The sequence below is a fragment of the Leifsonia sp. NCR5 genome, assembly GCF_002105485.1.
Taxonomy (GTDB): domain Bacteria; phylum Actinomycetota; class Actinomycetes; order Actinomycetales; family Microbacteriaceae; genus Leifsonia.
The window spans coordinates 39,322-51,762 of record NZ_NCSR01000002.1 but is presented as its reverse complement, the minus strand read 5'-3'; the positions used below and the strand labels follow the sequence as shown (position 1 = coordinate 51,762).

The 12,441-nt window shown below is 70.3% G+C and carries 15 protein-coding genes; all 15 read left to right on the top strand.

All coding sequences use genetic code 11. The annotated features are described in order from the left end of the window. Positions 1-50 precede the first annotated feature (50 nt). Positions 51-1,331, top strand: a complete 1,281-nt coding sequence (locus tag B7438_RS02255) for an acetyl-CoA C-acyltransferase (RefSeq protein ID WP_373270180.1) — start codon at positions 51-53, stop codon at positions 1,329-1,331. Further along, the gene (locus B7438_RS02250; protein ID WP_085367721.1) at positions 1,328-1,996 is read left to right on the top strand and encodes a 3-oxoacid CoA-transferase subunit A; all 669 of its coding nucleotides are present in this window, start codon (positions 1,328-1,330) and stop codon (positions 1,994-1,996) included. The genes B7438_RS02255 and B7438_RS02250 overlap by 4 nt, the downstream gene beginning before the upstream one ends. Further along, positions 1,993-2,649, top strand: coding sequence for a 3-oxoacid CoA-transferase subunit B (locus B7438_RS02245; RefSeq protein WP_085367720.1), 657 nt, complete (start codon positions 1,993-1,995; stop codon positions 2,647-2,649). The genes B7438_RS02250 and B7438_RS02245 overlap by 4 nt, the downstream gene beginning before the upstream one ends. Positions 2,650-2,703: 54 nt before the next feature. Next, the gene (locus B7438_RS02240; protein ID WP_085368090.1) at positions 2,704-3,543 is read left to right on the top strand and encodes an IclR family transcriptional regulator C-terminal domain-containing protein; all 840 of its coding nucleotides are present in this window, start codon (positions 2,704-2,706) and stop codon (positions 3,541-3,543) included. 12 nt (positions 3,544-3,555) lie between these two features. Then, entirely contained in the window at positions 3,556-3,819 is a 264-nt protein-coding gene (locus B7438_RS02235) for a phosphoribosyl-ATP diphosphatase (protein WP_055894116.1), read from the top strand. A gap of 48 nt (positions 3,820-3,867) precedes the next feature. Next, positions 3,868-4,707: an ATP phosphoribosyltransferase gene (gene hisG, locus B7438_RS02230; RefSeq protein WP_085367719.1), complete on the top strand. Its 840-nt coding sequence runs from the start codon at positions 3,868-3,870 to the stop codon at positions 4,705-4,707. Then, the gene (gene hisF / locus B7438_RS02225) at positions 4,707-5,471 is read left to right on the top strand and encodes an imidazole glycerol phosphate synthase subunit HisF (protein ID WP_085367718.1); all 765 of its coding nucleotides are present in this window, start codon (positions 4,707-4,709) and stop codon (positions 5,469-5,471) included. Before hisG ends, hisF begins: the two co-directional genes overlap by 1 nt. Beyond that, positions 5,468-5,848 (top strand): phosphoribosyl-AMP cyclohydrolase, encoded by a 381-nt coding sequence (hisI, locus tag B7438_RS02220; RefSeq protein WP_085367717.1) that lies wholly within the window; start codon positions 5,468-5,470, stop codon positions 5,846-5,848. The genes hisF and hisI overlap by 4 nt, the downstream gene beginning before the upstream one ends. Continuing rightward, positions 5,845-7,392 (top strand): anthranilate synthase component I, encoded by a 1,548-nt coding sequence (locus B7438_RS02215; protein ID WP_085367716.1) that lies wholly within the window; start codon positions 5,845-5,847, stop codon positions 7,390-7,392. The genes hisI and B7438_RS02215 overlap by 4 nt, the downstream gene beginning before the upstream one ends. After that, complete coding sequence (locus B7438_RS02210; RefSeq protein WP_085367715.1) at positions 7,376-8,119, top strand: Trp biosynthesis-associated membrane protein; 744 nt, start codon at positions 7,376-7,378, stop codon at positions 8,117-8,119. The genes B7438_RS02215 and B7438_RS02210 overlap by 17 nt, the downstream gene beginning before the upstream one ends. An 82-nt stretch (positions 8,120-8,201) precedes the next feature. Beyond that, positions 8,202-8,432: a DUF6704 family protein gene (locus tag B7438_RS02205; RefSeq protein WP_085367714.1), complete on the top strand. Its 231-nt coding sequence runs from the start codon at positions 8,202-8,204 to the stop codon at positions 8,430-8,432. A gap of 3 nt (positions 8,433-8,435) precedes the next feature. Then, positions 8,436-9,206, top strand: coding sequence for an indole-3-glycerol phosphate synthase TrpC (trpC, locus tag B7438_RS02200; protein WP_085367713.1), 771 nt, complete (start codon positions 8,436-8,438; stop codon positions 9,204-9,206). Continuing rightward, positions 9,206-10,417 carry a tryptophan synthase subunit beta gene (gene trpB, locus B7438_RS02195; RefSeq protein ID WP_085367712.1) on the top strand — a complete coding sequence of 404 codons (1,212 nt, stop codon included), beginning with the start codon at positions 9,206-9,208 and terminating at the stop codon, positions 10,415-10,417. The genes trpC and trpB overlap by 1 nt, the downstream gene beginning before the upstream one ends. Further along, the gene (gene trpA, locus B7438_RS02190) at positions 10,414-11,208 is read left to right on the top strand and encodes a tryptophan synthase subunit alpha (protein WP_085367711.1); all 795 of its coding nucleotides are present in this window, start codon (positions 10,414-10,416) and stop codon (positions 11,206-11,208) included. Before trpB ends, trpA begins: the two co-directional genes overlap by 4 nt. Positions 11,209-11,308: 100 nt before the next feature. After that, positions 11,309-12,298 carry a prolipoprotein diacylglyceryl transferase gene (gene lgt, locus B7438_RS02185; RefSeq protein ID WP_085367710.1) on the top strand — a complete coding sequence of 330 codons (990 nt, stop codon included), beginning with the start codon at positions 11,309-11,311 and terminating at the stop codon, positions 12,296-12,298. Positions 12,299-12,441: the final 143 nt, after the last annotated feature.

Here is a 12,441-nt window from a genome sequence, read left to right as displayed (position 1 = left end):
ACCAGACGCACGCCTGTACGCACAGCGAACATGGCGCGCAGCAACACGCAGTGAAGGAGACCCCGGTGCAGCACGCATACCTCTACGACGCGGTGCGGACGCCGTTCGGCCGGTTCGGCGGCGGGCTCGCCGCGATCAGGCCGGACGACCTGGCCGCGGCGGTGGTCTCCGGGATCGTCGAGCGGAGCCCGGCTCTCGACCCGGAGCGGATCGACGGCGTCGTGTTCGGCAACGCGAACGGCGCCGGCGAGGAGAACCGCAACGTGGCGAGGATGGCGACCCTGCTCGCCGGGCTGCCCACGAGCATCCCCGGCACGACGGTCAACCGGCTCTGCGGCTCGTCGCTCGACGCGGCGATGATGGCGAGCAGGGAGATCGAGGTGGGCGACGTCGACCTGCTCGTCGTCGGCGGCGTCGAGTCGATGACGCGTGCGCCGTGGGTGCTGCCGAAGACCGAGCGCCCGTATCCCGCGGGCGACCTGGGCCTCGCCTCCACCACGCTCGGCTGGCGGCTGGTGAACCCGGCCATGCCGGCGGAGTGGACGGTTTCGCTCGGCGAGGCCACGGAGATCCTGCGCGAGAAGTGCGGTGTGACGCGCGAGCGGCAGGACGCGTTCGCCGCGCGCTCGCACCGGCTTGCGGACGCCGCCTGGCGCGCAGGACGATACGACGACCAGGTGCTCGGGATGGACGGGATCGCGCTGGAACGCGACGAGAGCATCCGGCCGGGGAGCACGGTCGAGGTGCTCGCCGGGCTGAAGACGGTGTTCCGGCCGGCGGGGGACACCGCGGAGGGCGGCACGGTGACGGCGGGCAACGCGTCTCCGCTCACCGACGGAGCAGGCGCACTGCTCGTCGGCTCGGAGGCCGCGGCCGACCGGCTCGGCCGGGCACCGCTCGCGCGCGTCGCCGGGCGAGGAGCGTGGGCGAACGAACCGCAGCTGTTCGGCTTCGCTCCCGTCGAGGCGGCGAACCGTGCGTTGAAGCGCGCGGGCATCACCTGGGCGGAGGTGGGCGCCGTCGAGCTGAACGAGGCGTTCGCCGCGCAGTCGCTCGCCTGCCTGGACGCGTGGCCCATCGAACTCGCCATCGTCAACGCCTGGGGCGGCGCCATCGCCATCGGCCACCCGCTCGGCGCGACGGGCACCCGTCTGCTCGGGACGCTCGCCGCGCGGCTGGTCGCCGAGAACCAGCGCTGGGGCGTCGCGGCCCTGTGCATCGGCGTCGGCCAGGGACTCGCGATCGTGCTCGAGAACGTGAGCGGAACAGCCGTCAGCACCACCGCAGTCAGCACCACCGCCGTCAGCACCACGCCGGGAGACGCAGCATGACCACCATCACCGACAGCGCGCTGGAGGCCGTGTCGTGCATCCAGGACGGCGCGACGGTGCTCATCGGCGGCTTCGGCAAGGCCGGGCAGCCGGTCGAGCTGATCGACGCGCTCCTCGAACACGGTGCGACCGACCTGACGGTCGTCAACAACAACGCGGGTAACGGCGACGAAGGTCTCGCCGCGCTGATCGGGGCGCGCCGGGTGCGGAAGATCATCTGCTCCTTCCCCCGCCAGTCCGACTCGCACCGCTTCGACGAGGAGTACCGCGCGGGCAGGATCGAGCTGGAACTCGTCCCACAGGGCAACCTCGCCGAGCGCATCCGGGCGGCGGGTGCGGGCATCGGCGGCTTCTTCACACCGACCGGCTACGGCACCAGCCTCGCCGACGGCAAGGAGACCAGGATGCTCGGCGGCGTCGGCCAGGTGTTCGAGCTGCCCATCCACGGCGACGTCGCGCTCATCACCGCGCGCACGGCCGATCGGCAGGGCAACCTCGTCTACCGCAAGACGGCCAGGAACTTCGGCCCGATCATGGCGACCGCGGCGGCGACGACCATCGCCCAGGTCGGTGGCGTCGTGCCGACCGGCGCCATCGACCCGGAGACCGTCGTCACCCCGAGCATCTTCGTCAACATCGTGGTCGACCTGAAGGAGTCGCTGTGAACGCACCACTGACCAGGGCCGAGCTGGCCGAGCGCGTGGCCGCCGACATCCCGCCAGGATCGTTCGTGAACCTCGGGATCGGCCAGCCCACGCTCGTCTCCGACTACTTCGCACCAGGCCAGGACGTGATCCTGCACACCGAGAACGGGATGCTCGGCATGGGGCGGCAGGCGGTCGGCGAGGAGATCGACGACGACCTGATCAACGCCGGCAAGATCCCGGTGACCGAGCTGCCGGGCGCGTCGTACTTCCATCACGCCGACTCGTTCGCGATCATGCGCGGCGGCCACCTCGACGTGTGCGTGCTCGGCGCGTTCCAGGTGTCCGCCTCGGGCGACCTGGCCAACTGGCACACCGGGGAGCCGGACGCGATCCCGGCCGTCGGAGGGGCGATGGACCTGGCGACCGGCGCCAAGCAGATCTTCATCATGATGAACCTGTTCGGCAAAGACGGCAGGAGCAAGCTGGTTCCCGTCTGCGACTACCCGGTCACGGGCATCGGATGCGTCAGCCGGGTGTACACCGACGTCGCCGTCTTCGAGCTGGCGGACGGGCGGGTCACGGTGACGGACATCTTCGGCGTGACCCTCGCTGAACTACAATCGAGGCTCGATGTCCCGCTCGACGTCGCGCCCGGACTCGCCGGGACCTGAGCAGGGGCGTCGCACGGCACGGAAGGGGAGCCAGTGGCGCAGGCGGAGAAGTCAGTGGACGATCCGTCCGCGAAGCCGGCGGAGGTCGGCGACGACCACTTCGTGCAGTCGCTCGCGCGCGGGCTCGCGGTCATCCGCGCCTTCGACGCCGACGACCCGGCCATGACGCTCAGCGAGGTGGCCAGGAAGACCGGGATGAGCCGCGCGGCGGCCCGGCGCTTCCTGCTGACCCTGATCGACCTCGGCTACCTGCGCACGGACGGCCGCGAGTTCCAGCTCACGGCCAAGGTCCTGGAACTCGGATACGCGTACCTCTCCGGCCAGTCCCTCCCTCGGCTCGCCACCCCGGTGCTGGAGGAGCTGTCGGCCGAACTGGGGGAGAGCGTCTCGATGGCCGTGCTCGACGGCACGGACATCGTCTACGTCGCCCGGGTGCACACGCGCAGGATCATGTCGGTCTCCATCGCGGTCGGCACCCGGTTCCCCGCGTACGCGACCTCGATGGGACGCGTGCTACTCGCCGGGCTCACCGAGACACAGATCGGCGCCGTGCTCGCCCGCAGCGACCTCCGGAAGCTGACCCCCAGGACCACGACGGATCCGGCGGCGCTCCTGGATGCGATCCTGGCCGTCGCGCGGGACGGCTGGGCGTCCGTCGACCAGGAGCTGGAACCCGGCCTGCGGTCCATCGCGGTGCCGGTGCGCAACCCCGCGGGCGCCGTCGTGGCCGCGATCAACGTGTCGCTCTCAGCCGGGCTGCTGCCCCCGGAGGACGACGTGGAGCGCACCACGCGCATCCGGAGTGCACTGCTGTCCGCGGCCGATCGGCTGCTCGACATCCAGCGGACCGTCGCCGTTCCGCCGCCGATGTCCGGCGGGCCGTTCGCAAGCTAGTAGCCTGTAGTGGTGAAAACCTTCGACGACCTCTTCGCCGAGCTCAGCGAGAAGGCCGCGACCCGCCCGGAGGGTTCCGGCACGGTTCGTGAGCTGGATGCTGGCGTGCACGCCATCGGAAAGAAGATCGTGGAGGAGGCGGCCGAGGTCTGGATGGCCGCCGAATACCAGTCGGACGAAGAGACGGCCGAGGAGATCTCGCAGCTGCTCTACCACCTCCAGGTGCTGCTCATCGCGAAGGGCCTCAGCCCCGCGGACGTGTACCGACATCTGTGACCGGTACACCCGCGTCCTGATCGTCCCCCTGTACACGAAAGACCACCCATGCTGAAGATCGCCGTTCCCAACAAAGGCTCCCTCTCCGAGACCGCGGCGCAGATGCTGCACGAGGCCGGATACGTCGGCCGCCGCGACCCCAAAGAGCTGATCGTCACCGACGCCCGCAACGACGTCGAGTTCTTCTACCTGCGCCCGCGCGACATCGCGACGTACGTCGGCTCCGGCGCGCTCGACGTCGGCATCACCGGCCGTGACCTGCTGCTCGACTCGGGCTCCACGGCCGGCGAGATCGCCTCGCTCGACTTCGCAGCGTCCACCTTCCGGTTCGCGGGCCCCACCGGCTCGTTCTCCGCGCTGGCCGACCTCGACGGCAAGCGCGTCGCCACCAGCTATCCGGGACTCGTCGGGGCGTTCCTCGCCGAGAACGGGATCGCCTCCACCCTCATCAAGCTCGACGGCGCCGTGGAGTCCGCCGTGCGTCTCGGCGTCGCTGACGCGGTGGCCGACGTGGTCGAGACCGGCACGACGCTGCGCAAGCAGGGCCTGGAGATCTTCGGCCCGGTCATCCTCGAGTCGGAGGCCGTGCTGATCTCCTCCGCGTCGCCCGCGGCCGGCGTCGACACGCTGCTGCGCAGGCTGCAGGGCGTCATGGTCGCCCGCCAGTACGTGCTCATCGACTACAACCTGCCCGCCGTGCTGCTCGACAGGGCGGTCGCCCTCACGCCCGGCGTCGAGTCGCCGACCGTGTCCCCGCTCGGGGAGCCGGACTGGCTGGCCGTGCGCGTGATGATCAAGCGCGACCAGGTCAACCACATCATGGATGCGCTCTACGAGCTGGGAGCGCGTGCCATCCTCGTCACGTCGATCCACGCTGCGCGGATCTGATGTCCGTCGCCGTCCGGGTCATCCCGTGCCTCGATGTGGCAGACGGCCGCGTCGTCAAGGGCGTCAACTTCCAGAACCTGCGTGACGCGGGCGATCCTGTCGCGCTCGCGCGCCGGTACTACGAGCAGGGGGCGGACGAGCTGACCTTCCTCGACGTCACGGCGACGGTCGACAACCGTTCGACCACCTACGACGTGGTGCGCGCGACGGCCGAGCAGGTCTTCATCCCGCTCACCGTCGGCGGCGGCGTGCGCAGCCCGGAGGACGTCTCCCGCCTGCTCGCCAGCGGGGCGGACAAGGTGGGCGTGAACTCCGCCGCCATCGCCCGGCCCGAGCTGGTGGCCGAGATCGCCGACCGGTTCGGCGCGCAGGTGCTCGTGCTCTCGCTCGACGTCAAGCGGTCGGCGGCGACCGCATCCGGATTCGTGGTCACCACGCACGGCGGCCGGACGGAGACCGACCTCGACGCCCTGGAGTGGGCCGAGCGCGCGATCGGGCTGGGGGCCGGCGAGCTGCTGGTCAACTCGATCGACGCCGACGGCACCAAGGAGGGCTTCGACACCGAACTCATCCGGTTGATGCGCGGCATCAGCAGTGTTCCCGTCATCGCCTCCGGCGGCGCGGGAAAGGTCGCAGACTTCGTTCCAGCCATCGAGGCGGGGGCGGATGCGGTACTCGCCGCGAGCGTGTTCCACTCCGGTGAGATGACGATCGGCGATGTGAAGGACGAACTCGTCCGCGCCGGGTTGGAGATCAGGGCATGACCGCAGCAGACCCCGCCATCATCGAGCGCGTCGCCTTCAACGGCGACGGCCTGGTCCCGGCGATCATCCAGCAGTGGGACACCAAAGAGGTCCTGATGATGGGCTGGATGGACGCGGAGGCGCTCAGCCGCACGCTCACCGAGGGGCGCGTCACCTTCTGGTCGCGCTCCCGCCAGGAGTACTGGCGCAAGGGGGACACGTCCGGGCACGCACAGTACGTCAAGGGCGCTGCGCTCGACTGCGACGGAGACACCCTGCTGGTGACCGTCGAGCAGATCGGCGCCGCCTGCCACACTGGAACCCGCACCTGCTTCGACGCCGACCAGCTCACACCCGTGGTCGGCCACGTCGAGGCGAGCCCCACGGAGGATTCGTGATCGACACCGTCACCAGCTCCACCACCCGCGACGCGTTCGCGCGGCTGCTCGACGACCACAGGGTCGTCCCGGTCGTGCGCGAGCTGTTCGCGGACGGAGAGACCCCCGTCGGCATCTACCGCAAGCTCGCGGACGGACGCCCGGGCACCTTCCTGCTCGAATCGGCGGAGCAGGGCGGCATCTGGTCGCGGTTCTCGTTCGTCGGCGTCTCGTCGTTCGGCGTGCTCACCCAGCAGGGGGATGCGGTGCGCTGGCTCGACTACGGGATCCCGGCGGAGCGGGCCATCGGCTCCACCGCCGACCTGCCGCCGCTGGAAGCCCTCGCCGCGCTGTACGCGCGGTGGCAGACGCCGCGCATCCCCGGCCTGCCCCCGCTGACCGGGGGACTGGTCGGCTTCATCGGCTGGGAAGCGATCCGCCAGATCGAGCGGCTGCCGCACCAGCCGCCCGCGGACTACGACATGCCCGGTCAGGCCCTCGCGTTCTGCTCCGACCTGGTCGCGATCGACCACCGGTACGGCACCGTGCAGCTGATCGCCACCGTCCTCAACGACGGCGTCGACGACGCGGACACGATGTGGGAGGCCGCCCAGCAGCGGCTCGACGCGATGCAGGCCGGTCTCGCCCAGCCGTCGGAGGCGTGGCTCGCCCAGGTCGACCTGGGCACGCCCGCGCATCCGGTGTCGCGCACGGCGAAGGACGACTTCCTGGCCGCCGTGGTGACCGCGAAAGAGCGGATCGTCGACGGCGACATCTTCCAGGTGGTCATCTCGCAGCGCTTCGAGCTGGACTGCGAGGCCGCGCCGCTCGACGTCTACCGCGTGCTGCGCTCGCTCAACCCGAGCCCGTACATGTACCTCCTGGCGCTCGAACGGCCGGACGGCGGGGAGTACTCCATCGTCGGGTCGTCCCCGGAGGCGCTGGTGAAGGTGCAGGACGGGCGCGCGTTCACGCATCCCATCGCCGGGTCCCGCCCGCGCGGCGCATCGCCAGAGGAGGACCTCGACCTGGAGACCTCGCTGCTGGCCGACGACAAGGAGCGCGCCGAGCACCTGATGCTGGTCGACCTGGCCCGCAACGACTTGCTCAAGGTCTGTGCGGCCGGTTCCGTCGAGGTGACGGAGTTCATGCGCGTCGAGCGGTTCAGCCACATCATGCACATCGTGTCGAGCGTCGAGGGCGACGTGCTGCCGGACAAGACGGCGGTGGATGTGTTCCGCGCCACCTTCCCGGCCGGCACCCTCTCCGGCGCCCCGAAGCCGAGGGCGCTGGAGATCATCGACGAGCTGGAACCGGCGCAGCGCGGTGTGTACGGCGGCGTGATCGGCTACTTCGGGTTCTCCGGGGACGCCGATCTCGCCATCGCCATCCGCACGGCGACCATCATGGACGGCGTCGCCCGCGTGCAGGCCGGAGGCGGCCTGGTGGCGGACTCCGTGCCGCAGAGCGAGTTCGAGGAGTCGCAGAACAAGGCGGCTGCTCCGCTGCGCGCGGTCGCCGTGGCGAACGCGATGAGGCGGGTGACCGGTGAGCGAGCAGTCTGAGCCCGCCGTCGAGCGTCCCGTCTCCCGCAGGGCCAAGTACCTGACGCTGCTGGCGCTGGTGGTCGGCAGCGGCCTCGCCCTGCTCGCATCCACGCAGACCTGGTTCACGGTGCACCTCACCGACGTCGCGGAGCACACCGCGACGCTCGCGGTGCCCGGCTCAGCGGCCGCGCCGGCGCTCACCGCGCTCTCGCTCGCCGGGCTGGCCCTCGCGGCCGCCCTGGCCATCGCCGGGCCGGCGTTCCGCATCGTCCTCGCGCTGCTCGGGCTGCTGCTCGGCGCCTCGGTGCTCATCTCCTCGATCAGCGCCCTGGCAGACGCGCTCCGCGCCTCGACGGCGACGATCACCATGGCCACAGGCGTCGCGGGGTCCGCGTCGATCGCGCGCCTGGTCGACACGGTCGCCGCCGAGTTCTGGCCGGGTGTCGCCGTGGCGGGCGGGGTGGTGCTGGTGCTCGCCAGCGCGGCCGTCGTCGTCACGAACCGGCTCTGGCCCGGCTCGTCGCGCAAGTACCAGACGCGCTTCGAGGACGAGGACGGCACGACGCTCCTCCTCGACCACGACGCGGAGGTCGAGGACGCCGAAGCTGCGGCGACCGTCTCCGACGACGCGGAGGCGCGTGCCGCCGCGGACGGAGAGACCCCATCCGGTGCAGCGGCCATCGACAAGGACACCGCCATCGACAGCTGGGACGACCTCAGCCGTGGCGAAGACCCCACCCGCTGACCCACCGCTAGACTTGAACAGCACCACCCCGATCCATCGTGCGCGACGCTGAGCGCCGCGCACCTCACGAAGCAGGAGTCCCATGAGCACCGAGTCAGTCGAGCCAGGCCACGGTCACTCGCCGGCGGCGTGGACGGCCGTCATCATCATGCTGGTGGCCTTCGCCATCGGCGCCGTCGCGTTCTTCTTCGAGGCGCCGATCGTCGTCTGGTCGGCCGCTGGACTCGCGATCGTCGGTCTCATCGTCGGCTGGGCCATGAAGAAGGCCGGATACGGCGTCGACGGCACGAAGTACCAGCCGAAGGGCCACTGACGCGTGCTGGACGACCTCGTCGCCGGCGCCCGTGAAGACGCCGAGCGGCGCCGGGCAGAGCGCCCGCTGTCCGTTGTCGAGGCCGAGGCGGCCGACCGTGCTCCCGCTCTGGATGCGCTGAGCCACCTCGCCCCTGCCGACCGCGTCAAGATCATCGCCGAGGTGAAGCGCGCGAGCCCGTCCCGCGGCTCGCTCGCCGACATCCCGGATCCGGCGGCCCTCGCCGTCTCGTACGAGACCGGGGGAGCGAGCGCGATCAGCGTCCTCACCGAGGAGCGCAGGTTCAAGGGATCGCTCGCCGATCTGGAGGCCGTGCGCGACGCCGTCTCCATCCCCGTGCTGCGCAAGGAGTTCGTCTCCGACCCGTACCAGGTGTTCGAGGCGCGTGCGGCCGGAGCCGACCTCGTGCTGCTCATCGTCGCTGCGCTCGACCAGCGGAAGCTCGTCGAGCTGCACGAGCTGATCACCTCGCTCGGCATGACCTCGCTCGTCGAGGCGCACACGGCGGACGAGCTCAGCCGTGCGCTCGACACGGGCGCAGGTCTCGTGGGCGTCAACGCCCGCAACCTCTCAACGTTCGAACTGGACAAGGACCTGTTCGGCCGGCTGGCCGACCGCATCCCGTCCGGTGTCATCCGCGTCGCGGAGTCCGCCGTGAAGTCGGCGGACGACGTCGCGCACTATCGGGCGGCCGGCGCAGACGTCGTCCTCGTCGGCGAGGCTCTCGTCACGAGCGACCCCGTCGCGACGCTCGAAGAATTCCTGGTGGCCTGATGTCCCTGCGTTCCGAAACCGGCCCGTACTTCGGCGACTTCGGAGGGCGTTTCGTCCCCGAATCCCTCGTCGCAGCCCTCGACGAGCTGTCGGCGGCCTGGGAGGCCGCGAAGGCCGACCCGGCGTTCCACGCCGAGCTCGACGAGCTGAACCGCTCGTACACCGGGCGTCCGTCGATCGTCACCGAGGTGCCGCGGTTCGCGGAGCACGCCGGTGGGGCACGCATCATCCTGAAGCGCGAAGACCTCAACCACACGGGCTCGCACAAGATCAACAACGTGCTCGGCCAGGCCATCCTCACGAAGCGCATCGGCAAGACGCGCGTGATCGCGGAGACCGGCGCCGGGCAGCACGGCGTCGCCACCGCGACGGCTGCAGCGCTGTTCGGGCTCGAGTGCACCATCTACATGGGCGAGGTCGACACCGAGCGCCAGGCGCTCAACGTGGCCAGGATGCGCCTGCTCGGCGCGGAGGTCGTCGCCGTCAAGACGGGATCGCGCACCCTCAAGGACGCGATCAACGACGCCATGCGCGACTGGGTCACCAACGTCGAGAACACCAACTACATCTTCGGCACCGTCGCGGGCCCCCACCCGTTCCCGGCGATGGTCCGCGACCTGCAGAAGATCATCGGCGAAGAGGCGCGCCAGCAGGTCATCGACCTCACCGGATCCCTCCCGGATGCCGTTGTCGCCTGCGTCGGTGGCGGATCGAATGCGATGGGCATCTTCCACGCCTTCCTCGACGACGAAGACGTGCGCCTGATCGGCTACGAGGCCGGGGGCGAGGGAGCGGAGACCCCGCGCCACGCCGCCACCATCACCAAGGGACGCCCCGGCGTCCTGCACGGCGCGCGCAGCATGCTGCTGCAGGACGAGGACGGCCAGACCATCGAGTCGCACTCGATCTCCGCCGGGCTCGACTACCCGGGCGTCGGACCGGAGCACGCGTGGCTCGCCTCCATCGGCCGGGCGCAGTACCTGCCGATCTCGGATGCCGAGGCGATGGATGCGCTGCGCCTGCTCAGCCGCACGGAGGGCATCATCCCCGCCATCGAATCCTCACACGCTCTCGCCGGGGCGCTGAAGCTCGGCCAGGAGCTCGGGAAGGACGCCGTGATCCTGGTGAACCTCAGTGGCCGCGGAGACAAGGACATGGAGACCGCAGGACGGTACTTCGACCTGATCGACACCGACGCGGTGCAGTCGTGACGGGCGCGCAGCACGGCGTCGAGAGCGTCATCGCCCGGCGCAACGCCGACGCATCCGGTGCGCTCATCGGCTACCTTCCCGCCGGGTTCCCCGACCTGAAGACCAGCATCGACGCGGCCGTCGCGCTCGCGCAGAACGGCGTCGACGCGATCGAGCTCGGCCTGCCGTACTCCGACCCCGTCATGGACGGCACGGTCATCCAGGCCGCCACCCAGCAGGCGCTCTCCAACGGGTTCCGGCTGCGGGACGGCTTCACCGCCGTGCGCGAGATCACCGCCCAGGTGGATGTGCCCGTCCTGGTGATGACCTACTGGAACCCGGTGCTGCAGTACGGCGTCGACCGGTTCGCCGACGACCTGCTCTCCGCGGGGGGAGCAGGGCTCATCACGCCCGACCTCATCCCGGACGAGGGAGCAGCCTGGCTCGCGGCCTCCGACCGCACGGGGCTCGACCGCGTGTTCCTCGCCGCCCCGTCGTCCACCGACGCGCGGCTGCGCCAGACCGTTGAGGCGAGCCGCGGCTTCGTCTACGCCGTCTCGACGATGGGCATCACCGGAGCACGCGCCGACGTCGACTCCGCCGCCCGCGCCCTGGTGGCGCGCCTGCGCGACGCCGGTGCGACGAGCACCTGCGTGGGCGTCGGCATCTCGACGGCCGCCCAGGTGGCCGAGGTGCTCCAGTACGCCGACGGCGCGATCGTGGGCTCTGCGCTCGTGAAGGCGCTGGCCGACGACGGCGTCGCGGGCGTCTCCCGCCTCGCGGCAGCCCTCGCAGAGGGCACCGCCGCCTAGGCGCGGCGGCTCTTCCAAACAGAATTAGACTATGGTGGCCGCGCGTGGTCTTCGCGCGGTCTGATCAACACGAAAGGTGAGTCATCGGGTGTTTGCGACGATGAGCAGCTGGTACGCGAGCATCCCCAGCCCCGGGCCGGAGTGGCAGCAGATCCCGATCGACATCTTCGGGCTGCACTGGCGCATCCAGACGTACGCGATCTGCATCCTGATCGGCATCGTCGTCGCCGCCATGTGGACGTCGCGGCGGCTGTCGAAGCGCGGGGGAGAGCCGGGCGTCGTGCTCGACATCATCCTCTGGGCCGTGCCGCTCGGCATCATCGGGGCACGCTTCTACCACGTGATCACCCACCCGGCCGACTACTTCTTCCCCGGCGCCGACCTGCTCAAGACGCTGTACATCTGGGAGGGCGGGAACGCCATCTTCGGTGCACTGATCGGCGGAGCCGTCGGCGCGTACATCGGCTGCCGCTGGTCCGGCATCCGGTTCTGGTCGTTCGCGGACGCCCTCGCGCCGGCCATGCTGCTCGCGCAGGCGCTCGGCCGTCTCGGCAACTACTTCAACCAGGAGCTGTTCGGCCTGCCGACCAACCTGCCGTGGGGCCTGCAGATCGACGCGGGCAACAAGGCCATCCCGGTCGGCCTGCCGGACAACACGCTATTCCAGCCGCTGTTCCTCTACGAGATCATCTGGAACGTCATCGGCATCGCCGTCATCATCCTGCTGGAGCGCAAGTTCCAGCTGCGCTGGGGCAAGGCATTCGCCGTCTACCTCATCTGGTACGGCCTCGGTCGCTCCTACCTGGAGTCGATCCGCATCGACCCGAGCGAGTTCAGCTTCCTGGGCATCCCGACCAACGTGTGGGCCGCGTTCGCCGCCGTCGTGCTCGGCATCGTGCTCTTCATCGTGCAGAGCCGCCGCCACCCCGGACTCGAGCCGAGCGTGTACCGGCCCGGTCGTGAATGGGTTCGGCCCGATGCTGAGGTAGACTCGGACGACACCTACTCGGATGACGAGGTTTCCGGCGCCGACGCCGCGGAGCCCACCGAAAAGGACGCAGCCAAGGCCACAAGCCCACTCGGCTCGTAATCACTCGTCGAGGCCATCCCCGAGCCTCATCACCCTCACCGTCTCCCAAGGCTGCACCGAGCCTGTCGCGAGCGGCGGAACCCCCTCCCTCAGTCCAGGGCCGATGGCGTCCCCCCGCACCACCGAACAAGTGAGGACGGTCG